Genomic DNA, 23,985 nt, shown 5'->3' on the forward strand with positions numbered 1-23,985 from the left:
CTCCCTCTCAAGCCGCGTGGATCGTACGCCACACCCTGTCGGGGGTCGCGGGCATTTCCAAATTGTTCTTGCCGATCGCATCCGTGATCGCGTTGATCACGGCCGCTGACGCCCCGATCGCGCCAGCCTCACCGCAGCCCTTGATGCCGAGCGGATTGCCCGGGCACAGCGTCGTGGTGTGGGAGAGGTTGAAGGAAGGCACATCGTCGGCGCGCGGCATGGCGTAGTCCATGAACGAGGCCGTGACCGGCTGGCCGTTGGCATCGTAGATCGCATGCTCGAGCAGTGCCTGCCCGATGCCCTGGACAAGGCCGCCATGGACCTGCCCCTCGACGATCATCGGGTTGATCAGCCGGCCGAAATCGTCGGCCGCGACGAAGTCGACGAAGGAGGTCTTGCCGGTGCCGGGATCGACCTCGAGCTCGCAGATATAGGTGCCGGCCGGGAAGGTGAAGTTGGTCGGATCGTAGAAGGCGCTTTCCTTCAGGCCCGGCTCCATCCCGTCAGGCAGATTGTGCGCGGTATAGGCCGCGAGCGCGACCATCGGCAGGGCGATCGCCTTGTCGGTACCGGTGACCTTGAACTCGCCGTTCTCGATGACGATGTCGGCCTCGGAAGCTTCCAGCGCATGCGCCGCAATCTTCTTGGCCTTCGATTCCATCTTCTCCATCGCTTTCAGGATCGCGGTGAGGCCGACAGCCGCCGAGCGCGAGCCGTAGGTGCCCATGCCGAACTGCACCTTGTCGGTGTCGCCATGGACGATCGAGACCTGGCTGATGGGGACGCCGAGCCGCTCCGCGACGAGCTGGCAGAACGTGGTCTCGTGACCCTGGCCATGACTATGCGAGCCCGTGAGGATCTCGATGGTGCCGACCGGATTGACGCGCACTTCGGCCGATTCCCACAGGCCCACGCCGGCACCCAGACTGCCGACCGCCTTCGACGGCGCGATGCCGCAAGCCTCGATGTAGCAGGACACGCCGATGCCGCGCAGCTTGCCGTCGGCTTTCGCCTTGGCCTTGCGGGCAGGGAAGCCGGCATAGTCGATCGCCTTCATCGCGGCATCGAGCGATGCGTTGAAGTCGCCGGTGTCGTAAGCCATGATCACGGGCGTCTGGTGTGGGAACTGAGTGATGAAGTTCGTTCGGCGCAACTGGGCCGGATCGACCTTGAGCTGCCGCGCCGCCGTCTCCATCAGACGTTCGATCAGGTAACTGGCCTCGGGGCGGCCGGCGCCGCGATAGGCATCGACCGGCGTGGTGTTGGTGTAGACCCCGACCACCTCGGCATGGATCGCCGGGATGTTGTACTGGCCCGACAACAGCGTCGCATAGAGATAGGTCGGCACCGAGGACGAGAACAGCGACATGTAGGCGCCGAAATTGGCGTAGGTCTTCACCTTGAGGCCGGTGATCTTGTTGTTGGCGTCGAATGCCATCTCGGCATGGGTGACATGGTCGCGGCCATGCGCGTCGGTAAGGAAGGCCTCGGTGCGGTCGCCGGTCCATTTCACGGGACGGCCGACCTTCTTCGAAGCCCACAGCGCCACCATCTCCTCGGGATAGATGAAGATCTTGGAGCCGAAGCCGCCACCGACATCGGGGGCGATCACGCGCAGCTTGTGCTCGGGCGCGATGTTGTAGAATGCCGACAGCACGAGGCGGGCGACATGCGGGTTCTGCGAGGTCGTGTAGAGCGTGAAATGCTCTTCCGCCGTGTCATAGTCCGCGATCGCCGCGCGCGGCTCCATCGCGTTCGGGGCGAGGCGATTGTTGGTGACGTCGAGCTTCACCACGTTGGCGGCCTTGGCGAAGGCGGCATCGGTGGCGCCCTCGTCGCCGATCACCCAGTCATAGACCTGGTTGCCGGGAGCCTCGGGATGAAGCTGCGGCGCGCCTGACTTGATCGCGGCTTGGACGTCGGCGACCGCGGGAAGCTCTTCGTAATCGACAACGACCGCTTCGGCGGCATCGCGTGCCAGATTCTTGCTTTCGGCGATCACGACCGCGACGGCCTGCCCGACGAAGCGCACCGTCACCGGTGCCATCGCCGGCCATGCGCCCATCTTCATCGGGCTGCCGTCCTTGGAGGTGATGGCCCAGCCGCAAATGAGGTTGCCGACCTTGTCGTCGACGATCTGTTGGCCCGTGAGCACGGCGACCACACCCGGCATCTTCAGCGCGGCGGAGGAATCGATCCCCTTCACCTTGGCGTGCGCGTGCGGGCTGCGGACGAAATGGGCATGGGTCATGCCCGTCAGCTTGATGTCGTCGACGTAGCGGCCCTTGCCAGTAATGAAACGCTTGTCTTCCTTGCGCACGACGCGTGCGCCGATACCTTCAACACCCATGTCTGGTCCTCCCGACCGGAAATTATATGGCTGCGCCTTCCTTCGAGAGCGGCAGCGGTCATTTTGTTCGTTCGAGGCGCGCCGCTTTACTCGGCCGCCTGCGAGACCTTCATGCGTCCGGCCGCATCCAGCACGGCTTTCACGATGTTGTGGTAGCCGGTGCAGCGGCAGATATTGCCTTCCAGCTCTTGGCGGACCGTTGTCTCGTCGAGCTGGCCACCATGGCGCTGCACGATGTCGATCGCCGACATGATCATGCCCGGCGTGCAGTAGCCGCATTGAAGGCCATGATTGTCGCGGAAAGCGGCCTGCATCGGATGCAGTTCGTCGCCCTTGGCGATGCCCTCGATGGTGGTGATGCTGGCGCCGTCGGCCTGGCCCGCCAGCATGGTGCAGGATTTCACCGCCCTGCCGTCCATATGCACGACACAGGCGCCGCACTGGCTGGTGTCGCAGCCCACGTGGGTCCCCGTGAGATTGAGGTGATCGCGCAGGAGTTGGACCAACAGCGTGCGGTCCTCGACGTCGACAGCCACGGCCTTGCCGTTCACTGTCAGTTTGACTGTAGACACGGTGTAGTCCTCCCGGGATTGATTTTGATTGCTTCTAATTAGAGACAGCGACCCGGAACTTTGCAACTAGGATTTTGGTCGCCCGCGTCATGGAAAGGTCATTGATCCAGCCGGAGACATGAGGCGCCCGTTCAGGGACCAAGGCCGGCGAGGGCGATCCCCGGCTATTTTCCCTGCTAAAGTGCACAGTTTGCGTGGGATGCCAGCCGTTGCCTGTTCGGTGGGCCTTTGGCGGAGGAGCGCGGATGCTGCGAATTTACCGCCCTTTATCCATTCTGCCCTAGTTTTGCGCATTCGGATCTGGGGGCAGGGCGCCTTCGGATCGGGGCTGAATGAAAATGGGGGTGGGAATGTCCGGGCGTATCGCGTCGCCGTCAAAGCGCACAATATTTCCCACTCTCAGGTTTCGCGCCAAGATCATCCTCGGCTTTGCCGTCGTGCTGGCGATCTCCGCCGGGAGCATGGCCTTCTCCTATTTCGGCTTCGAACGCGTTTCGGAAGGCGTCGGATCCTACCGCAGCAGCGTTTCGGAGGCCGATCGTGCCCGCGATATCGATCGCGAACTGCTCGGCTATCGTTCGGCTGCCCGTTACTTCGTGGTGACCGGCAAGGAAGATGACGCCAAGGCGGCGCTGGACGCCGAGGCCGGCCTGAAGAATGCCATCGATCAGGCGATCAGGAATGCCAAGAAGCCAGCGCGGCTGGAGAGCCTCAACAAGCTCGCCAAGGAGTTTTCCAACTTCTCGGCGACCTTCGCCCAGATTTTGCAGGCCAAGCGCGACAGCGCGCTTCTGGTCCAGAATCAGCTTCAGCGCAACGCCAACCTCCTCAAATACAAGCTGGATGACGTCGGTAACAACGCCTCCGACTCCGAGGCGCAGGCGATCGAATTCGGCACCAAGCAGGTCAACGCCCAATTCCAGACCGCGAGTGCGGCCGCGAGCAATTTCATCCTCAACTCCGACCAGGGCGTCGGAGCAAGTGCGATGGCGCGGCTGAAGTTCGTCGAGAACTCGCTCGGCGCGGTCTATTCCATGGATGACAAGATCGTCGCCGGCCTGAAGGAGGCCAAAGCGCTTCTCGGTGCCTATCGCGAAGCGCTGGAGAAGCTGATTGCGAAAGCCAAGCTGGTCGACGACCTCGTCACCGAGATGAGCGGCTCGGCCGGTGCGATCCTGCAAGGAGCTACCGCCATGAAGGCGGACCTCGTCGCCGAACAGCAGCGGCTGGAATCGGAGTCGGAAGCGACCATCGGGCAGACGGAGCAACTGGTTCTGATCCTCGCCATTGGCGGCACGCTGCTTGGCGCGGTCCTCGCCTTCCTGCTCGGCACCGGCATTTCGCGTCCGATGATCGCGATGTGCAAGGCGATGCGCGAGCTGGCCTCGGGCAATTTCGACGTCGTGCTGCCGGGCCTTGGCCGCAAGGACGAGATCGGCGAGATGGCCGGCGCGGTCGAGGAATTCAAGGTCCAGGCCGTGGCCAAGGCCGAGCGCGATGCCGCCGCCAGCGAAGTCCAGAACCGGGAGCAGGCGGCCAGCCGCCGCGCCGAGCTGATTCGTTTCGCCGACGATTTCGAGAGCGCGGTCGGCGCCATCGTCTCCAACGTCTCGGCCTCCGCCGTGCAGCTGGAATCGGCGGCCTCGACGCTGACCCGCACCGCCGAGACCACCCAGAGCCTGTCGAGCCAGGTCGCCGGCGTCTCCGAGCAGGCTTCGAGCAACATGCAGTCGGTTGCCACCGCGACCGAAGAGCTCTCGGCCTCGGTCGAGGAGATCGGCCGCCAGGTGCGCGATTCCAGCCGCATCGCGGAGGCCGCCGTGGTTCAGGCCAGGGAGACCGACGGGCGCATCGGCAAGCTGTCGCATGCGGCCCAGCAGATCGGCGAGGTGGTCAAGCTGATCACCGCGATCGCCGAGCAGACCAATCTGCTCGCCCTCAACGCCACCATCGAGGCGGCGCGCGCCGGCGAGGCCGGCCGCGGCTTCGCGGTGGTTGCCAGCGAAGTGAAGTCGCTGGCGAGCCAGACCGCGAAGGCGACCGACGAGATCTCCTCGCACATCACGGGCATGCAGGGCGCCACGGCGGAATCGGTTGCCGCGATCAAGGAGATCGGGGCGACCATCGGCCAGATCTCGTCGATCTCGACCTCGATCGCGAGCGCGGTCGAGCAGCAGGGCGCGGCGACGCAGGAGATCGCGCGCAGCGTCCAGACGGTCGCACAAGGGACTCAGACCGCGGCCACCGACATCGGCGAGGTCAACCGCGGCGCCGCCGAGACCGGCTCGGCCTCGGAGGAGGTGCTGCACTCGGCCAAGACGCTGTCATCCGAAAGCACCCGCCTGCGCGCCGAGCTCGACCGCTTCATGGGGAATATCAGGGCGGCATAGGGCGTACCTGTCGCCCGCGCTCGCTGCAGCCTCATACACCGCTGTCGTCCCGGGGCGCGAAGCGAACCCGGGACCCATAACCACAGGGCTTGGTTATGGAGTGAGCTGATAACTCCAAGTCTTCGCCAAACTTCTCCCTGTGGCTATGGCGACGAGCGCGGGCGCTCGCGCTGAGATCCCGGATCTGCGCTTGCGCTTGTCCGGGACGACAAGCGGAGCGCTGACCCGTCCGCATCACCTAACCGCCAGTTGCGGTGCCACAAATTTACCACAGCTTATCCTTTGCGCCGTAACGTGCCGGCGAGTCTGGAAGCGGGCTGCTTCCGGGCTGCGCCTGGTTTTCCGCGAATGGAATGGGGTGGGGGAATGTCGGTCAAGTCGAAGTCGCGCCAATCGAAGCTGCCAACGTTGCGTTTCCGTGCAAAAATCATCCTCGGCTTCGGGGCATTGCTAGCCATCCTCGCCGTCAGTATGGCTTTCGCCTATTTCGGCTTCGAGCGGATCCAGGGCGCCGTCGCCTCCTACCGAACCAGCGTGTCGGAAGCCGACCTCGCCCGGACGGTCGATCGCGAGCTGATCGCCTATCAGGGGTTGGCGCGGGCCTACACCCTGACCGGCGCGGCCGAGGACGAGACCGCGGCCAAGGCGGCTGAAGAGAATCTGAGGAGCGCGATCGCAAAGTCGATGGCCGCTACGACCGGTGCCGTCCGCCGCGAGCAGGTCGGCAAGCTCGAAGCCGAATTCCAGCGCTTCACGAAGGTGTTCGGCGAAATCATCACCCTGACGCGCGAGAACAACAAGATCGCGGCCGATGAGCTCAACAGCGTCGGCAACAAGATCCGCTTCAAGTTCGACGACCTTGCCGATACCGCCGCGCTGGCCGGGCTGGCCTCGGTCCAGACCACGGCCAAGGACATCACCTCGCAATATCTGGCGGTCTCCACCTCGGTCAGTGCCTTCGTCGCCAAGCCGGAGCCGAAGACCGCAGATGGTGTGATCGCGCGGATCAAATTCCTGGAGACCCTGCTGGTCTCGATCTATGCGAACGACCAGAAGATCACCGATCGCGTAACCGAGATCGGCACCCTCCTGAAGCAATACCGCACCTCCTTCACCAAGCTGTCGGAGAATGTGAAGATCATCGTCAAGCTGAACGGCGATATGACCAAGACGGCGGCGGGCATCCTCAAGCTCTCGGGTGAGCTGCGGTCGGATCTGACGGCCGATCAGCAGCGCATCGAAGCCAGCGCCAATGCGGAGATCGTTGATACAGAGCGGCTGATGGTGATGCTGGCGCTCGGTGGCCTCGCCATCGGCGCGGTGCTCGCCCTGATGCTCGGCAACGGCATTTCGCGTCCGATGATCGCGATGTGCAAGGCGATGCGCGAGCTGGCCTCGGGCAATTTCGACGTCGTGCTGCCGGGCCTCGGCCGCAAGGACGAGATCGGCGAGATGGCCGGCGCGGTCGAGGAGTTCAAGGTCCAGGCGGTGGCCAAGGCCGAGCGCGATGCTGCCGCCAGCGAAGTCCAGAACCGGGAGCAGGCGGCCAGCCGCCGCGCCGAGCTGATTCGCTTCGCCGACGATTTCGAGAGCGCGGTCGGCGCCATCGTCTCCAACGTCTCGGCCTCCGCCGTGCAGCTGGAATCGGCGGCCTCCACGCTGACCCGCACCGCCGAGACCACGCAGAGCCTGTCGAGCCAGGTCGCCGGCGTCTCCGAGCAGGCTTCGTCCAACATGCAGTCGGTTGCCACCGCGACGGAAGAGCTCTCGGCCTCGGTCGAGGAGATCGGCCGCCAGGTGCGCGATTCCAGCCGCATTGCGGAGGCCGCCGTGGTTCAGGCCAGGGAAACCGACGGCCGCATCGGCAAGCTGTCGCATGCCGCCCAGCAGATCGGCGAGGTGGTCAAGCTGATCACCGCGATCGCCGAGCAGACCAACCTGCTGGCGCTCAACGCCACCATCGAGGCGGCACGCGCCGGCGAAGCCGGCCGCGGCTTCGCGGTGGTTGCCAGCGAAGTGAAGTCGCTGGCGAGCCAGACCGCGAAGGCGACCGACGAGATCTCCTCGCACATCACGGGCATGCAGGGCGCCACGGCGGAATCGGTTGCCGCGATCAAGGAGATCGGGGCGACCATCGGCCAGATCTCGTCGATCTCGACCTCGATCGCGAGCGCGGTCGAGCAGCAGGGCGCGGCGACGCAGGAGATCGCGCGCAGCGTCCAGACGGTCGCGCAAGGGACTCAGACCGCGGCCACCGACATCGGCGAGGTCAACCGCGGCGCCGCCGAGACCGGCTCGGCCTCGGAGGAGGTGCTGCACTCGGCCAAGACGCTGTCATCCGAAAGCACCCGCCTGCGCGCCGAGCTCGACCGCTTCATGGGGAATATCAGGGCGGCGTAAGTTCGCCGCGGCGTCATACTCCGCTGTCGTCCCGGAGCCGCGCTGCACACCTGACAGCGCTGCGCGCTGCCAGGTGCTCCGCTTCTCCAGGACGACAGCGAAGTCAAGATCGCGCTCTGAGGGCCTCACCTCTCATCCTCACTCCCGCCCAAACGCCCGCTTCAGCTCGACCTTCGCCTTTTCCAGCCGCGTGCGCTGCGTTTTCGGCAAGGTCTTGCCGGCGCGGTTGATGTAGAAGGTCAGCATCGACAGTGCCGACCGATAGGCGCCGGTCTTGCGTCGTGAGCTGTGCTCGGCCGATCGCTTCAGTGACGTCGCGATCTTCTTCGGGCTGGTCAGCTTGAACACGCCCTGCTTGAGGTCGAGTGCGTCGCTCTCTTTGGTCACACGCTGCGACCAGCGCTTTGGCGTTGCGCGTTTGGCGCTCTTGCGCGTGGTCGCGCTACGCCGCGTGCCTGTCTTCCGGCGGCCGGACTTGCCTGTGCCGCTGTTTCGAGAATGTGTCGTCTTTCTGACATGAGCCATGCGTCAACTCCTTGCGGCTCCATCGGAAACGGGCGGTGCTGGCGGCCGTTCCTGCGGGAACCCGGCCTCCCCGCGGACGTTGTCGCAGGTGGCAGGCGGAATGCCGCACCCCAATGATCGGATCGACCCCGTTCACGTCCTGTGAATCGGGGCCGCTTCCATTGATCGAACGCAACAGCTCGATGGAATTGCAGCAAAGCCCAGCGCGGAACTATGCATCTGGGGTCTCGGCGGCCGCGACCGACCGCATCGTCGAGACCAGCATTCCGTCGCGACTCGACGCGCTGCCCTGGAGCGGCTTTCACACCCGCGTCGTGCTCGCGCTCGGCATCACCTGGATTCTTGACGGGCTCGAGGTGACGCTTGCCGGCGCGCTTTCGGGCGCCCTGAAGCAGAGCTCGTCGCTGCATTTCACCAATCTGGATCTCGGCATTGCCAATTCCGCCTATCTCGCCGGTGCCGTGCTCGGCGCGCTCGGCTTCGGCTGGCTCACCGACCGCATCGGCCGCAAGAAGCTCTTCTTCATCACGCTGGCGCTCTATCTTTCGGCGACGGCCGCGACGGCTCTGTCGTGGGATGTCGCGAGCTACGCGCTGTTTCGTTTTCTCACCGGCGCCGGCATCGGCGGCGAATACACGGCGATCAACTCGACCATCCAGGAGCTGGTGCCGGCGCGCTATCGCGGCTGGACCGATCTCGTCATCAATGGAAGCTTCTGGATCGGCGCTGCGATGGGCGCGGTCGCGGCCATCGTGCTGCTCGATCCTGCCGTGATCAACCCCGACCTCGGCTGGCGTCTCGCTTATCTGATCGGCGCGGCGCTGGGCCTCGTCGTGCTCCTGATGCGGATGTGGATCCCGGAAAGTCCACGCTGGCTGATGATCCACGGCCGTCCCGACCAGGCGCACGCCATCGTCGACGAGATCGAGCGCTCGGTGGTCGGACACCGCCAGGATGCGGGCGACGGGCGCTTCACGAAGATCCGTCTGAGGATGCGCGACCACACGCCGATCCGCGAGGTCGTCCACACGCTGTTCTCGGTGTACCGGCAGCGCGCGCTGGTCGGCCTCGTTCTGATGAGTGCGCAGGCGTTCTTCTATAACGCCATCTTCTTCACCTTCGCGCTGGTGCTGACCGATTTTTACGGCATCAGCGCCGAAAACGTCGGCTGGTACCTGCTCCCCTTTGCTGCCGGCAATTTCCTCGGGCCGCTGCTGCTCGGCCGCCTGTTCGATACGCTGGGACGCCGCACCATGATCATGTTCACCTATGGCATGTCGGGCTTGCTGCTGGCGCTCTCGGGCTATCTGTTCTCCATCGGCGCGCTCACCGCGCAGGGGCAGACCGTCGCCTGGATGGTGATTTTCTTCTTTGCCTCACCCGCCGCGAGCGCGGCCTATCTCACCGTCAGCGAGACGTTTCCGCTTGAAGTTCGCGCGCTGGCGATCGCGGTGTTCTATGCGGTCGGCACGGGCATCGGCGGCGTGATCGGGCCGGCGCTGTTCGGCGTGCTGATCGACACGGGGTCGCGCACCAGCGTATTCGCGGGCTACCTGCTGGGCTCAGCCCTGATGATCGCGGCCGCGATCGTGGCGTGGCGCTACGCCGTCTCGGCGGAGCGCAAATCGCTCGAACAAATCGCGCGGCCGCTCGCCTATATGGAGTAGACTGATGAAATCGGAACTTGCAGAGATGGCGTTGGATCAGAAGCGCACCATGCTGGATGACGATGCACCCGACGCGGTGCCGGTGCCGCATGCGCTGGTGCCGCATCTCGATGAGACCGCAATTCTGCTCGACATCGACGGGACCCTGCTCGACCTGATGCCGACGCCGCGTGAAGTGTGGGTGCCGCCGGGGTTGTCGGAAACGCTGAAACATCTGACCGAGCGCACCTCCGGCGCGCTGGCGCTGGTCAGCGGCCGCTCGCTCAACGACATCGACCTGATCTTCGCACCCGACGTGTTTCGCGCCGTCGCCGGCCACGGCGCCGAGATGCGGCTGTCGGTGGACAATGAAGCCGACGCCGTGCACGCGCCACCGCTGGACAAGGAGCTGAAGCGCCGCCTGGCGGCCATTGCCAAGCTCAGCCCGGGCATTCTGCTCGAGGACAAGGGCTATTCGCTCGCCCTGCATTACCGGCTCGCGCCGCACGCGGAGAAAGCGATCTACGAATCCGTCTCGGTGATCCGTGCCGACCTGCCCAATGCGCCCATCGAGGTGCTGCCCGGAAAGTTCGTTTGCGAGATCAAGCATTCCGGATTCACCAAGGCGACCGGCGTGCGTGAACTGATGAAGCGGGAGCCGTTCAAGGGGCGGCGTCCGATCTTCATCGGCGACGACGTCACCGATGAAACCGTGTTTGCGATCATGCCCGACATGAACGGGCTTGCCTTCTCCGTCGGCCGCCGTGCCATGGGCGTAAACGGCCATTTCGACGCGCCGAGCGACGTGCGGGCGTTCCTTGCCCGCCTGCTCGATCCAAGGTGAAACTGAGGCGGCGCCACGTCGCAGACCATGATGCTCGGGAAGCGGCGCCGTTGGGTGCCACAATGTGCTGCGCAAAAGGCCGCAATCGCTGTCTTTGCAGTGGAAAGTCCCGGTTCCCTCAAGCGAAACCAGTTCCAACGCGCGCGCCCGATTTTGGTTTCAATTCGTTGAAACGATGGTCAGGAACCATATTGATGAACGGCAGTTAAACGGGGTGGAATGAAACAGGAGGGGACGACCTGTGAACTTAGTCGTCGTTTCGAATCGTGTCGCGCGCGGCAAGCCTAACGAGCCCATGACGGGCGGCCTCGCGGCAGCCTTGTTGCCGGTGGTGGAACATTCCGGCGCGATCTGGGTGGGATCTTCGGGGCGGGTGCGTGACGGCCATCAGAAGGAACCGTTCGCCGAGATCGAAGCGCTGGGAACGGGCGCGATTGCGACGCTGGATCTGCCGGCGGCGCATTACGGCGGCTATTACGAGGGCTTTGCCAATTCGGCGCTGTGGCCGGCGCTGCATTCGCGCAGCGATCTGATCCGCGTCTCGCGTGAGGATTATGTCAGCTATCGCGAGGTCAACGCCTTCATGGCGCGCGCCTTGATGCGGTTCCGAAAAACAAAGACCGCGTTCTGGGTGCAGGATTATCACTTCCTCGCGCTCGGTGCGGAACTGCGTGATCTCGGCGTCGACGATCCGATCGGCTTCTTCCTGCATACGCCGTGGCCCGTCACTGCCGTGATGCAAGGCGTGCCCAATCATCGCGAGTTGATCACGGCGATGCTGGCCTACGATCTGCTCGGCTTCCAGACCAACGAGGATTGCCAGAACTTCCTCGCCTATGTCGGCGGAGAGCTCGGCCTCGCCGTCGAGGACGGCGTTGCGATCTCGCAGCATGGCCGCACCCGCTGCGAGGTCTTTCCGATCGGCATCGATGCGGAGAAGTTCGCAGCCTATGCCGCGAAATCGGCATCGCACCCCGACGTGTCGCGGCTGAGGCGCAGCCTCAACGGCGAGCGGCTTGCGATCGGCGTCGACCGCCTCGATTATTCGAAAGGCCTCGTCAACCGCATCAGCGCATTCGACCGGCTGTGGACGGAGCAGCCGCAGTTCGCGCGCAGCATCTCGCTGCTTCAGATCGCCAACCCCTCGCGCGGCGCGATCGAGGCCTATGGCAATCTTCAGAACGAGGTCGCGCGCCTCGTCACCGACGTCAACGGCCGTCACGGCGAGGTGGACTGGACCCCGATCCGCTATTTGAACAAGGGATTCAGCCAGGCCGTGCTCGCTGGTCTTTATCGGACGGCGCAAGTCGGCGTGGTGACGCCGCTGCATGACGGCATGAATCTCGTCGCCAAGGAATATGTCGCCGCGCAAAACCCGGCCGATCCCGGCGTGCTGGTGCTGTCGAAGTTCGCGGGCGCGGCCAACGAGCTCGAGACCGCCTTGCTCGTCAATCCGCACGACATCGACGGCATGGCGCGCGCGATCGCGGTCGCGGCCGCAATGCCGCTCCCCGAGCGCAAGATGCGGTGGGATGCGATGATGAAGAAGCTGCGCGGCCATACCATCCAGCAATGGTCGGCCGACTTCGTCGCGGAACTGGAAAAGTGCCGGACCGAGAAGGCCGCGGTCGCCCCGCTCGCAGCGCAACCGCCGCAAGCCTTGCGCTGGCTGAAGTCGGCGATATCAGGCGTGCGGTTGATTTAGAAGCTGAGCAACTTTGCTTTCCCTCTCCCCTTGGGAGAGGGTGGCTCGCGGCGAGACGGGTGAGGGGTATGTTTCCTCACGCGTACCTCTCGCGGTATAACTCGTGGACGCAACCCCTCATCCGTCGCGCCTGCGAGTGCCACCTTCTCCCACAAGGGGAAAAGGAAGAAGGTCTCAATAACAGTACGACACGCCCTCCAGAACCGCACACTGCCGCTTGTTCGGCGCGTTGGGATCGTCCAGCGGCACCACGCCCTTGCCCTGGCCGACGAACACGCCGGGCCCGACATGCACCGAGCTCTTGTTGCCGATGATGACGCTTTGATGCGGCGTCGAGCTCGAGCGCGTGCCGTCCGGCCAGATGATGGCATCGCCGGACAGCACCCCGCGGCGCCCGTCGTTGCAACTCACATCGACGCCCTGCCGGATGCAGACCTGGGCCAGAGCCGGCACGGCGAAGGCGGGGACAAGGGCCGATAGCAGGCTCAGCACGGTGATGGTCTTGCGGATGGTCACGGCGTCCCCGGTCGTGGTTGGCGTCCTCACGTGAATCGTCGCGGCAAACCCGCCATGGGTTCGGCCCCCGGGCGGTTCAGGGCATGTAGGATCACAGATATTATCTCGTAAATACAACAGGTTGCGGAAAATTCACCCGATTTTCCTTCGATCTCTTGCAAAATCATCGGCGCCCCTTCAAGAGAGGGCGCTCCGGAGAGATGGCCGAGTGGCTTAAGGCGCACGCTTGGAAAGCGTGTGTGCGGGAAACCGTACCGTGGGTTCGAATCCCACTCTCTCCGCCAGCACGTCGTTCAGCACCGGCCCGACGGGGCGCCGCCGGGAGCCGCATCACACACGGCCAGCCCGGCGAACGAACGTCCAAACCATCTGCTCGTCAACGAGCCGCCACTGTCGATCCACGGGATCGGAGGCAGTTGCGGCATGTAGGATGCATACGGCATCACTTTCGCAAGCGTCACGCGACCCGGAAACCGCGCTTGGAAAGCCTTGTTCATGCCGCCGTCGAGTCCGCTGTAGATCGGGGCCGCCGGCACATTGTCTTCAACCAATTGCGCGTATGCGCGTTCGTCGGCGCGTTGTTTTTGCAGCGCCCGCCGCGCGATCTCGGGATCGACGACGAAGGGCGGGCATTTTTCCGTCGCGTTGAACATGAGAGCGTGCGGCGAGTTCGGAGGTGGTTGCGCATCGAAGACATAGCGGCGGTCGCACACATCTACCTTGGGTTCGCGTTGCGTCGTCTCGAAGTGATCGTTGCCGACCTTGAGCATTTTCCAGAAGGCCAGATCGGGACTATTCCGATGTCGCGCCAGGTTTTCCGGTGTCAGGCGGAACGGATAGGCCTGGACCTGGAACGATGGCCGGCCGCTGAGGGAGTCGCGCGCCAGCGCATAGATTTCGCTGATCTGTTCGTCGGTCATGGCATAGCAACCGCTCGACCAGCAATCGCCGTGAATCATGAGGAAGCTGCCGTTGCGCCTGTTCGCCTTGTCGAAGCTGTTGGGGAAGCCGAGATTGATCGACAGATAGAAGTTGGAGTTGGGATTCATCAACTCGGGTGTAATGGTATAAAATCCCTCCGGCGCCTGCCGGTCGCCCTCGCGCAACTTCGGCCCGAGATCGCCCGACCACCGGCAGATCGGATAGGTCTTGAGGATCTGGAAACGGCCGGCCGTGTCCTGCTTCCAGACTTCGAGCTCCGCGTCCTCCTTGAAGAGGCGCATGATGATCGGCGAATATTTTGGCATCCTCTTCTGTTCGAGCAGCGAAAGCAGCTCGCCCGGCAGCTCCTGTGTTGCCTTGGCGGGCAACGGCTTGCTGCCTTCGCCAAGGCAGGCAACCGGCGTCAAGGTGGCGGCAAAGGCGGCTGCCAGCACAAGCGCATATCGAGCCATCGCGCGGATCATTGCTGCATCTCCAGCCCCTTCGCCTGCGCGCCGCTACTTCTCAAACCCAACGAACACGGTCGCCTCCTCGACCGACTTCCGCTCCGACACCACCGCATTCGCCGGAAATGTTTCATCCGGCCAGCCCAGTGCGATGCTCTTCATGATGACCTGATCGTCGGCGATGCCCGCGTGCTCGCGCACCACGGGAGATTGCATGATGCCCTGGCTGTTGATCACGGCGCCGAGCCCGCGAGACCAGGCAGCATTGACCAGAGCCGTCGCCACGGCGCCGCAGTCGAAGGGCGTATCGTCGCTGCCGTCGAGCACGCGGTCATAGGTTATGATCACGCAGACGGGCGCGTCGAATTGACGGAAGCCGCGCAGGACCCAGTCCTGGCGCTTGTCCCTGTTGTCGCGCTCGATCCCCATCGCGGAGAACAATTGCTTGGCGACACCGACCTGCCGGTCGCGGTGCTTGCCTGCAAAGGGCTGACCCGTGCGAAACTCGCGCGACTGCGGAATGCCCGCCACCATCCGCTCGGTATTGCCGGCGCGGATTCGATCCAGCGGTTCGCCGGTGATGACGTAGAAATTCCAGGGCTGAGTGTTCATCGACGACGGAGCGCGCATCGCCAAGCCAATGATTTCCGCAATCAGCGCCTTGGGTACCGGATCGGGTTTGTAACCGCGGATGCTCCGGCGACCGAGGATCACGTCATCAAACTGCATCTGTGTGGAATTCCCCTGACAAGTTCCGAAACAGTCGGGATTGTCGCGGTTTCGGTACCCTCGCGCAAGAGACGCCCGCATCCTCAACGGCCCAGCCACGCGGAACATGATCGCATCAATAGTGCGCACGCGATCGTTTAGCGAACTCCGGAAGGATGAAATTGTGCCGCTGACGCGCTCGACGTGTCAAGCTTTTCGGCCAAACCGTCGGTTCAGCGACCGCCGGCGACTCTACATGGGGCCTGTTTTCGACATCTTGCCGCGGCGACCCGCGCGGCGTCTAGGCGCCGCTATGGAGATCGGCTTTCGCAAGCCAGGGCGGAAAGCAGTCTTCCTCGTCGACCAGTTCTGAATGCACCTGAGAGGGACAGGAGTCCGTCAGGCATAGATCTAGCCTTCTGCGCAGATCGTCGGCATCAATATCCGTACCGATGAAAACGAGCTCCTGCTTGCGATCGCAATATCTGGGGTCCCAGGAAGCCTCTAGCTCGCTGCGCCATAGCGGATCACTCGGCCAAAGGGTCTTGCCGATCGCCGACCACCACCAGCGTTTTCCGGTCGTCCGCACGAGAGCGCCGCATTGACTGAGTTCGCCGACCCATCGGGGGCGGCTTGCAAGCCAGAAGAAGCCTTTGGCTCGCAAGACCCCGTTCCAGGGACTGGCGATGAATTCTGAAAGCCGGGTTGGATCAAACGGGCGCCGTGCACGATAGACGAAACTCGAAATGCCGTACTCCTCCGTTTCGGGAACATGGTCCCTGAAGCCCTCGAGCTCTTTCTTCCAGAGCGGATGCATTCGTGCTCGCTCGGCGTCAAACCGGTTGACGTCGACCAGATCTCGAAGGCTCACACGCCCGAAATCAGCCTCGAGTATCGTCGCGTCAGAGTTCAACCCGCGCACAATCGAGTACGCGGAGCGGCGCTGGTCGATGCGGGCCGATGAGATCTTGTTCAGGATGATCGTGTCAGCGAACTCGATCTGATCAGCCAGGAGCTCAACGATGGTGCGCTTGTCGTCCGACGCTACGGTCTCCCTGGAGTTGAGAAAGTCCCGCGACCAAAAGTTCTGTGAAACCTGGGCCGTGTCGATGACGGTGACCATATTGTCGATAAAGGCGACATCATCCAGGCTCAAGCCATGTTCATCTCGATAGGCAAATGCCGCCGCGATCGGCAGCGGTTCGGAGATGCCCGTTGCTTCAATGACGAGATTGTCAAACCGAGCCTGTTTCGCAAGTTTCCTGACTTCGTCGATGAGATCTCCGCGAAGCGTACAGCAGATGCAGCCATTGCTCAGTTCAACCAGCGTTTCCTCGGTGCGGGACAGCTGCGCAGTTCCAGATTTGATCAGGGCAGCGTCGATATTCACCGCCGACATGTCATTGACGATGACCGCGATCCGCCGTCCAACCCGGTTCAGCAGCAGCGCGTTCAGCAAGGTCGTCTTGCCGGCGCCGAGAAAGCCGGACAGGACAGTCACCGGAAGCTTTCGCCGCGTTCGCCCCAACATCGAAGACGCCTTCTGCTGCAGTGATTCGGTGCGTTACAGAGACCTGCCGCCTCGTCGAGGGGCCGCAGATCATTGCTCGAGCGACGTGGCCCTCCGGCTACGCCGGATCGAGCGACTACTCCGCGGCAATGGATGTCGGCACCGGAGCGACATCCTTGAAGACCGCCGTACTGTTTCCGGTTTCCGCCATCACCGGAAAAATGAACCCGCATTTGGGGCAGGGTTGGGCGAGGGCGGCTTGCTCCTGGGCGACATCGAACGGCGTATCGGAGATATGGGCGCAAGCCGGGCAGACGCGAATGAGGCGGGCGTTCTTGTATTCGAAGTTGACGATGATGTCTTCCATGATCGCGCCGGTACGGACAGCCCACTCCTTGGCGTGCTTGTGGTACGTGTCCATGTGCCAGTCTTTCAGAGCTTCAAAGCTGGTCCAGAAACTGACCTCGTTGTACCAGTGTGGATCATCCGGATGCACCCACCATGTCAAATGCAGAAACCCCGGAAGCTTCTTCAGGTGATGACGCACGTTGGAGAAAACCATCTGGAATTTCTTGTAGCCGTCCTCACTCGAGAACCGCACGCGCTGCATGCTTTGATAAACCGCCATGGATAGTCTCCCTCGCTACGATCTATGCTGAGGGGAGGCTAAGGGTGATTTCCGAGGAAGGCTTGGACCAGCGGCGCGGTTTAGAATTGGTCCAGGGCTGGGGCGGGATGAAGTTGCTCCGACAGCGGCACCCGATCCGCTAGGTCACATGGTCTTTGATTGCCGCAGCAACACGCGCGATCGCCTCGCGGATTTCGCCTTCCGACAATGCCGTGTAGCCAAGGACGAGTGTCCGGTCGCGTAATTGTGCTTTACCGTACTCGTGGGCCGCCGCTTTCGAAAGTGGATAGAGTCCCACGCCACGGCTGAGCGCGACACGCTGTATTTCATCCGCCGCGGGCAGATCGGGGGGCAATGTCCACATCATGTGCATGCCACATTCGCGGCCTGAAAGGACGCCCCCCGGGAAGTGATGCTCGATCGCATCGACCAGGGCATCCCGAGCAGCCATGTACGATCGCCGGATACGACGAAGATGCCGAAGGAACGCGCCTTCTTGCAGGAAATCCGCCAGTACCGCCTGTTCGAGCCAGGGCGCGCCATTATCGAGTAAAGCCTTCACGATCCGTGCCTGCTCGAGCAGATGGCGCGGAACAACCGCGTACCCGATCCTGATTCCAGCGCCGATCGATTTGGAAAACGTGCCCAGGTAGATGACGTGTCCACGGCGATCCAGCCCGGCAAGCGCGGTCAGAGGAGGTCCATCGTACCGAAAGTCGCTGTCGTAGTCGTCCTCGATGACATAGCTTCCTGTTTGATAGGCCCAGCTCAGCAGGTGAAGCCTGCGGTCGAGGCTCATGGTGCAGCCGGTTGGAAATTGATGCGACGGCGTGACATAGATCAGGTTGCCGCGAAATTCTTCGAGTTGAGAAACGATCAACCCATGATCGTCCACCCGAACGGGGTGTATATGAGCGCCGTAACTGCTGAACAAAAAAGCTGCGCCCTGATAGCAGGGGTTCTCGATGGCAACGCCGGTGTCTCCGGTCCCGTTGACGAAGACGCGTGCCAGCAGATTGAGCGCCCCTTGAATGCCTGAGGTGATCAGGACTTGGTCGGCATCCGCCTCGATGCCGCGCGTTGTCCGCAAATGGTCGCTGATTGCCGCGCGTAGCGCACCCAGCCCGCATGGATCGCCATATTGGGTTTGAATACCGTGCGCAAAGGCCAGATGGCGCGCGGTGGCGTTGCGCCAAAAGCTCGTCGGAAAGCTGTCGGCGTGCGGGCGGCCGACAAAAAAGTCGAACCGCGGTCGCGCGCGCTGTTCCGTCCAAAGCACAGGTGCGCGTCCTGAAAATCCCGGATTCTTTCCAAGACGAATGCGTTGTGCCTTCGATGTCACGGTCGAGTAACCGGATTGGATCAGGACGGCGGCATCTGGAAGCCTGTCGTTGACGAAGATGCCGGCCTTGGTCTTTGAGTTGATATAGTCCTCGGCAGCAAGTCGCTCGTAAGCCAGCACGACCGTGTTGCGGGCGATGCCCAGTTGCTCCGAGAGACTTCGCGAGGATGGCAGCTGCTTCCCGGCTTTGAGAATCCCGCTCAAGATCTGGGATCGGATCGATTCATAGATCTGGATTTGCAAGGGGCGCCCAGCGGCGCGGTCGATGCTGATCAGGGGCTGCATTGAGTGTCTCTCGTGTCAGACCTGTTCGTCATAGGTCTCCAGCAGTGCTCCTTGGCGCTCATGGGATTCGAATTCGGCCCCATTCAAAGGTCAACTGGGCGCGCTACCAATCCTCGGCATCGTTTCCCATCCAACCTCCGGGGTCAATGCGGCGGCCGTTTCGGCGCAGTGAGCGCAATTCTGGCTCCATCGCAAATATCGAAGCAGGACCTACGGCCGAGCTGGGAGTGTGTTGTTAGATGCGTTTCCGGCCGACCTGCCAGTCCGACGGCAAAAGAAGATCAAGCCGTGGCGGATGCCTCGGCGAAGGTCGCCGCAACACAACTTGCAATCGTAGGGACACACCAGAAGGAGGAGGCAAAGATGTCGACGAAGTCGAATTTGGCCAAAGTAATCGCACCGCGCCATGTGGTGCACGGCGGCGTTCAGAATCCGCCGGCAGATCAATGGGCGCCCTTCGAATGGGTGGAGCCCCGCCTTGGCAAGCAGGTTCATGGCGAAATCACCGTTGTTCGTCCGGAAGGCGTGTCCGGTTCGTTGTCCGCCGGATTCTGGAGGACTGGCCCTACGTCGCCCGGGGCCTCCCGCGCTGGATCGCACAAGATCGTCTATTCGTCCCCGCTCGGCGATGAAACAGCGTGCGTCATCGACGGCACAGCCACCCTCACGGTGCCGGAGACCGGCCAGCGGTATCGGGTGGGGCCGGGTTCGATCATCAGTTCACCAAAGGGCCTAGAGGTCCATTGGGAGATCGAGGCGCCTTCGTTCAAGAAATATTGGTGCATCTGGAACGGGACGCAGCCGACGGCCAATGCGTCAAAGGAACTGAAGATCAGCCACGTTAGCGACAATCCGGAGGAATGGCAGGACTATCATTTCACCGAGCCGAAGGAAGGGGAGCTGGTCGCCGGCGAACTGTATTTCATTCGCTCGTCCGGCTCTACGGGCACGATGATGAGCGGCGTCTGGCGGTCCGGCAAGGGAATCGCCGGCTCATCGGTGGACGAGAAAGGAACGCTGGTCACCCCCTACACCGGTACGCTGGGCGACGAGACGATTCTGCTGCTCGAGGGCGAGGTGGACGTCGTGGAGACCGAGAGCGGAAAGAAGCACTCGTTCAAGGCTGGTGACCTGATCGGACTGACTTCCGGGATGCACGTCACCTGGACTTCCAAAGGTCCGTTTACAAAGAAACTGTGGGTGATAACCCGCGACGCCCTGATCGAATGACTGGGTTGGCGACGGTGGCCGTCCCGGCCGGTCTGGTTGAGGATGGCTACCGTCCGCCTTCATATTCATCGCGCACCCAGGTCATGATGATTGGAATACAACCGTCATCAGGCTTCGGGACGAGGGGCTTGCTCCAAGCGGATCCCGAATCTCTGAAGCGCGTTCACGATGTCGCTCGCATTGAACGGCTTGGTCAGGATCTCCAGACGGGCGTCGTCCGCGAAGCGCGCGCGGATGTCGTCCTTGGCATAGCCGGTGGTCAAAATGACCGGCAGGTCGGGACGTGAAGCTCTGATCTCCCGGATCAATTCGTGCCCGGGACGGTCAGGCAAGCCGAGATCGACGATAGCTGCCGCAAATTGCGTGCCGCTGCCCTGAAACTTGGCAAGAGCTTCCCTGAAACTGGCGGCGGTTTCTGTCTGCAAACCGTGCTCGGCGAGCCCTTCGACCAGAAAGATCTGCAGCAGGAACTCGTCCTCGACCAAGAGAATCCGGGCCCCGACCGGGGCGCCGATTGGCCCCGAATCCAGCGCCTTGCGCACGCGTGTCGCGAGCGCGACAAAGGAAAAGGGCTTGATGAGAAGGTCGATGTCCGGAGCAAGCCGGCCTTCGTGAATCAGGGAGTTATCGGCGTAAGCGGACGTGATCAATACCCGAAGCGACGGACGCGTCAGTCGCGCTTGCTCCGCCAAACCTTTTCCATCGATGCCGCCCGGCAGGCCAAGATCGGTAAAGAGCAAATCGACGTTCGGCTGGCGTTGAAGGACCTCGAGCGCGGCTCTGGCGTCAGCGGCTTCGAATACGGCATAGCCGAGCTCTCGCAAGCTGCCAACCGCGTACTGGCGAACACCCTTGTCGTCTTCTACGACGAGGATCGTCTCGACGGCTCTCGCTGCCGGAACGGGCGCCGCTTCTTGCGGCTGAACGGTCCGGGGTTCGGCCGCGTCGGGACGTCTGGCCGCCTTCGGCAGATAGATCCCTACCGTCGTTCCGACATCCGGCTGGCTGAAGACTTCCACGTAACCGCCGCTCTGCCGGGCGAAGCCGTAGACCTGGCTCAGCCCCAGGCCGGTCCCACGTCCATCGGTCTTGGTCGTGAAGAACGGTTCGAAGACGTGTCGGAGCACCTCGGGTGGCATGCCGCTGCCGGAATCGGCGATCGAGATCAGCACGTGAGGCCCTGCCTTGGTCTCGCTCTCCGCTGCCTCGGGATCGACGCCGAGCTCGATATTCGCCGTCTCGATGATGAGCTCGCCGCCCGAGGGCATGGCGTCTCGCGCGTTGACCGCAAGGTTCAGGATCGCCGCCTCCAGTTCGGTCGGGTCAGCTTCCACCGGCCAGAGACCTGCTCCGATCCTGGCGCGAACGATGATCCTTTCTCCGAGCGTGCGCTGGAGCAGATCCGTCATTCTGCTGATGACGGCGTCGAGGTCCAGGAGCCGGGGCTCCAGCGGCTTGCGTCGCGCGAATGCCAGCAACCGCTCGGTGAGAACCGCGGCCTGTTGAGCGCCCCGCGTCGCATTTCCGAGAGCACGCACCACGACAGGATCGAGATCGGCGAAGCGCCGCTGCACGCTCTCGAGATTGCCCAGAACCACGGTGAGAAGGTTGTTGAAATCATGCGCGATGCCTGCCGTCAGCCGGCCGATCGCCTCCATCTTCGCCGAATGCCGCAGTCGCTCCTCCAGGGCCCTGCGCGCCGAAATATCGCGAAGACTGACGAGACGGGCGGGCCGCTGATCCCAGCTGGTCTCCACGACGCGGATCTCGGCGTCGATCTGTCCGTCTCCCGGCTTGTGAATGGTGATTTCCGTCGTATCACCGGTGACGAAGGGTATTCCGATTGGCGAGCCGATCAGAGACCCCGACGATCGGCCAAAGATCCCTTCGGCGGCCGGATTGGCGAACAAGACCATGCCGCTCTCGTCGACCACGATAATGCCATCGGCATTCTTCTCGATGAGAAACCTCATCTCGGTCTGATCGATGCCAGAACTGCTGGCCGCACCGGTCAACTTCATCGTGCATGCCTCGATGTCGTTTATGTCAGCCGGGACCGTTCGCGAACGCGTTTCAATCCCTGAATACATTCGGCGCAGCCTTGAACGCCTCGCCGAGGTGCATGCCGGAACCATCGATGGCAAACCGCCGGATCTCCTTGGCGTGCTCGCTGCCACGCATCTTGAGCACCATGAGACCCCGGTGCATGGTTTCCTGCTCCTGGATGTATCGCAGCAGGATAATCGAGTCGGTCAAGGTGGAGATATGCTGCTCGCTGACGCTCTCACCGCCAATGAGAGATTTGCTGGTTGCGGTACAGAGCCCGGCTATTTCGCGCTTCTTGATGAACGAGGTCAGGCTGATCAGGAATTCGCGGAAGCCATTATTCGGCGCGATGCGCTCCAGCGCGGAAAGGCTATCCACGGCGATCCGGTTGGGTTTAAATTCGTCGACCAGGCTTTGAATCGTGAGCAGGTGATCCGGCAAGCCCTGGGCTTCCGGATAGAGACAGATGATCTTGAGATTGCCCTCGGCTTCCATCCGCGCGAAATCCGTGCCCCAGCCGCTCGCGTTGCGGAACAATTGGCCCTTGCTTTCCTCGTAGCCGAAGAGAATCGCCTTTTCGCCCGCCGCCACCCCGCCCGCGAGAAAGTTGGTGACCAGGAGGGTCTTGCCCGTGCCGGTGGCGCCGCTCACGAGCGTGACGCTGTCGCGAAAGAATCCGCCACCGCACATTTCATCAATGGCGGAATTTCCGCTGGTCACACGCACCGTGCTCGATTCCTGTTCGAGCCGAAGCGACGACAGGGGAACGGCAACCACGCCCCGATTTGCCAGCAGCGTGAACGGTGCCTCGCCTTCGGCGTGATGGCTACCGCGCATTTTGAGGACTTCGATCGTTCGCCGCCGCTTCTCCCGATAAAGCACGTTGCGCAAGATCACGACGTTGTCCGCAACGAACTCCTCCAGCCGATGGCGCGTGATCTCTCCGTACTCGCTGTTGCGTTCCGCCGTCATCAGCACGGTAAGGCCCGACTTTTTCAGCGCGCTACTGATGTGAAACAGCTCGCGGCGCAGGATCTTGGGGTCGCCGATGAAGTGGTCGAATAGTTGCGTCAGCGAGTCCAGGACAACGCGTTTGCCACGGACCCCGCGAACCGCGTGCTGGATGCGCGACAGCAGGCCGGTGAGGTCGAAGTCCCCGATGACGAGTTCGTCGTTGGCCGGTGGGCTTGCGTCTACGAAGGCCAAACGGCCTTCCTTGCGCCACTGCGCAAGCTCCCACCCGAAACCGCGCATATTGGCTTCGATATCGGCCGGTGGCTCCTCGAAGGTCACCAGCACGCCATTTTCGCCGAAGGTCGTGATGCCGTGAGCTAGAAACTGCGTAGCGAAAACCGTCTTTCCGCTTCCGGGCGTGCCGCCGACAACGGTTGTCCGGGCCCGCGGAAGCCCGCCCATGACGAGGTCGTCGAAGGCCTCCACGCCGGTTTTGACCCGCTCCAACACATCCGGAACATCGCTATCCTGTGCGGTCATGCAGGTCTCCCCTTATCTCGATTCCCAGAAATTCAAGAACCCGCCTCGTATCGCTGAGGTCGCCGACGATGCGCCGTGGACGAACGGAATGTTCGTAGGACAGCGTCGGCGTGGCGATGACGCCCGCCTTCTCGGCGAGTTCTGGCTTGGTCAGCACGTCGATGATCTCGACGTCCCAGCCTTCGTCCTTGATGATAGCCAGCATGCGGTGAAGGTTTTGCTCTGCCCGGCGAGAGCTGGCCGAATTTCCGGCGATGTAGAGACGGAGCACGAATTCGGCCACAGCGGTGCCTTGTGATCGTTGGACGACCCCCGCCGGTGCCGGAGCGCAGCAGCGCCCGATGCTACGGAAGCCTCAGCCGAATGAGCCATGAGTTGAGCGCAGGAAACAACGCGAGCAGTTCCC

Annotated in this window: 18 protein-coding genes and 1 tRNA gene; 7 read left to right on the forward strand and 12 right to left on the reverse strand. The window is 62.8% G+C overall.

The annotated features are described in order from the left end of the window. Positions 1 to 7: 7 nt before the first annotated feature. Together ACFDR6_RS13560 and ACFDR6_RS13565 are read right to left on the reverse strand one after the other, a co-directional pair. Positions 8 to 2,350 carry a xanthine dehydrogenase family protein molybdopterin-binding subunit gene (locus ACFDR6_RS13560; RefSeq protein WP_375858598.1) on the reverse strand — a complete coding sequence of 781 codons (2,343 nt, stop codon included), beginning with the start codon at positions 2,348 to 2,350 and terminating at the stop codon, positions 8 to 10. A gap of 86 nt (positions 2,351 to 2,436) precedes the next feature. After that, a complete protein-coding gene (locus ACFDR6_RS13565; protein ID WP_212089039.1) occupies positions 2,437 to 2,922 on the reverse strand; it encodes a (2Fe-2S)-binding protein in 486 nt (161 codons plus the stop codon). A gap of 350 nt (positions 2,923 to 3,272) precedes the next feature. Between ACFDR6_RS13565 and ACFDR6_RS13570 the strand changes: the two genes are divergently transcribed. Together ACFDR6_RS13570 and ACFDR6_RS13575 are read left to right on the forward strand one after the other, a co-directional pair. Continuing rightward, positions 3,273 to 5,312 (forward strand): methyl-accepting chemotaxis protein, encoded by a 2,040-nt coding sequence (locus ACFDR6_RS13570; RefSeq protein WP_375858599.1) that lies wholly within the window; start codon positions 3,273 to 3,275, stop codon positions 5,310 to 5,312. Positions 5,313 to 5,678: 366 nt separating this feature from the next. Next, positions 5,679 to 7,712 (forward strand): methyl-accepting chemotaxis protein, encoded by a 2,034-nt coding sequence (locus ACFDR6_RS13575; protein ID WP_375858600.1) that lies wholly within the window; start codon positions 5,679 to 5,681, stop codon positions 7,710 to 7,712. 138 nt (positions 7,713 to 7,850) lie between these two features. Here the strand turns inward: ACFDR6_RS13575 and ACFDR6_RS13580 are convergent, their stop codons facing one another. Then, on the reverse strand, positions 7,851 to 8,237 hold the full coding sequence (locus tag ACFDR6_RS13580; RefSeq protein ID WP_317241958.1) for a DUF3175 domain-containing protein: 387 nt from the start codon (positions 8,235 to 8,237) through the stop codon (positions 7,851 to 7,853). A gap of 182 nt (positions 8,238 to 8,419) precedes the next feature. Here ACFDR6_RS13580 and ACFDR6_RS13585 point away from each other — a divergent pair, with 182 nt between their 5' ends. The 3 genes from ACFDR6_RS13585 to ACFDR6_RS13595 all read left to right on the forward strand — a co-directional run bounded on the left by ACFDR6_RS13585 (position 8,420) and on the right by ACFDR6_RS13595 (position 12,432). Continuing rightward, entirely contained in the window at positions 8,420 to 9,904 is a 1,485-nt protein-coding gene (locus ACFDR6_RS13585) for an MFS transporter (protein ID WP_317244042.1), read from the forward strand. 4 nt (positions 9,905 to 9,908) lie between these two features. Continuing rightward, a complete protein-coding gene (gene otsB / locus ACFDR6_RS13590) occupies positions 9,909 to 10,727 on the forward strand; it encodes a trehalose-phosphatase (protein ID WP_212079476.1) in 819 nt (272 codons plus the stop codon). A gap of 241 nt (positions 10,728 to 10,968) precedes the next feature. Continuing rightward, positions 10,969 to 12,432, forward strand: coding sequence for a trehalose-6-phosphate synthase (locus ACFDR6_RS13595; RefSeq protein WP_317241959.1), 1,464 nt, complete (start codon positions 10,969 to 10,971; stop codon positions 12,430 to 12,432). A 174-nt stretch (positions 12,433 to 12,606) separates the two neighbouring features. Here the strand turns inward: ACFDR6_RS13595 and ACFDR6_RS13600 are convergent, their stop codons facing one another. After that, complete coding sequence (locus tag ACFDR6_RS13600; RefSeq protein WP_317244043.1) at positions 12,607 to 12,948, reverse strand: hypothetical protein; 342 nt, start codon at positions 12,946 to 12,948, stop codon at positions 12,607 to 12,609. A gap of 194 nt (positions 12,949 to 13,142) precedes the next feature. Here ACFDR6_RS13600 and ACFDR6_RS13605 point away from each other — a divergent pair. Then, positions 13,143 to 13,232 (forward strand) — tRNA-Ser (locus ACFDR6_RS13605). A gap of 9 nt (positions 13,233 to 13,241) precedes the next feature. Here ACFDR6_RS13605 and ACFDR6_RS13610 read toward each other — a convergent pair. The 5 genes from ACFDR6_RS13610 to pdxR all read right to left on the reverse strand — a co-directional run bounded on the left by ACFDR6_RS13610 (position 13,242) and on the right by pdxR (position 18,809). Then, complete coding sequence (locus ACFDR6_RS13610) at positions 13,242 to 14,354, reverse strand: L,D-transpeptidase family protein (RefSeq protein ID WP_317241992.1); 1,113 nt, start codon at positions 14,352 to 14,354, stop codon at positions 13,242 to 13,244. A 33-nt stretch (positions 14,355 to 14,387) separates the two neighbouring features. Next, a complete protein-coding gene (locus tag ACFDR6_RS13615; RefSeq protein ID WP_212079480.1) occupies positions 14,388 to 15,065 on the reverse strand; it encodes a nitroreductase in 678 nt (225 codons plus the stop codon). Positions 15,066 to 15,345: 280 nt separating this feature from the next. Continuing rightward, positions 15,346 to 16,545: a GTP-binding protein gene (locus tag ACFDR6_RS13620; protein ID WP_375858601.1), complete on the reverse strand. Its 1,200-nt coding sequence runs from the start codon at positions 16,543 to 16,545 to the stop codon at positions 15,346 to 15,348. Positions 16,546 to 16,690: 145 nt separating this feature from the next. Continuing rightward, entirely contained in the window at positions 16,691 to 17,182 is a 492-nt protein-coding gene (locus ACFDR6_RS13625) for an antibiotic biosynthesis monooxygenase (RefSeq protein ID WP_212079482.1), read from the reverse strand. A gap of 139 nt (positions 17,183 to 17,321) precedes the next feature. Continuing rightward, a complete protein-coding gene (pdxR, locus tag ACFDR6_RS13630) occupies positions 17,322 to 18,809 on the reverse strand; it encodes a MocR-like pyridoxine biosynthesis transcription factor PdxR (RefSeq protein ID WP_212079483.1) in 1,488 nt (495 codons plus the stop codon). A gap of 363 nt (positions 18,810 to 19,172) precedes the next feature. On the opposite strand from pdxR, the gene ACFDR6_RS13635 reads away from it, so the two are divergent. Then, complete coding sequence (locus ACFDR6_RS13635; RefSeq protein ID WP_375858602.1) at positions 19,173 to 20,039, forward strand: cupin domain-containing protein; 867 nt, start codon at positions 19,173 to 19,175, stop codon at positions 20,037 to 20,039. A 107-nt stretch (positions 20,040 to 20,146) separates the two neighbouring features. On the opposite strand, the gene ACFDR6_RS13640 is transcribed toward ACFDR6_RS13635, so the two are convergent. Genes ACFDR6_RS13640 through ACFDR6_RS13650 form a run of 3 tightly spaced genes read right to left on the reverse strand, consistent with a single transcriptional unit; the run spans position 20,147 to position 23,862 of the window. Continuing rightward, positions 20,147 to 22,216, reverse strand: coding sequence for a response regulator (locus ACFDR6_RS13640; RefSeq protein ID WP_375858603.1), 2,070 nt, complete (start codon positions 22,214 to 22,216; stop codon positions 20,147 to 20,149). Further along, positions 22,113 to 23,579, reverse strand: coding sequence for a circadian clock protein KaiC (gene kaiC, locus ACFDR6_RS13645; RefSeq protein WP_212079486.1), 1,467 nt, complete (start codon positions 23,577 to 23,579; stop codon positions 22,113 to 22,115). Before kaiC ends, ACFDR6_RS13640 begins: the two co-directional genes overlap by 104 nt. Further along, positions 23,563 to 23,862: a circadian clock KaiB family protein gene (locus ACFDR6_RS13650; RefSeq protein ID WP_317241999.1), complete on the reverse strand. Its 300-nt coding sequence runs from the start codon at positions 23,860 to 23,862 to the stop codon at positions 23,563 to 23,565. Before ACFDR6_RS13650 ends, kaiC begins: the two co-directional genes overlap by 17 nt. Between the last annotated feature and the right edge of the window lie 123 nt (positions 23,863 to 23,985).

The organism is Bradyrhizobium tunisiense, assembly GCF_042263385.1.
Classification (GTDB): Bacteria; Pseudomonadota; Alphaproteobacteria; order Rhizobiales; family Xanthobacteraceae; genus Bradyrhizobium; species Bradyrhizobium tunisiense.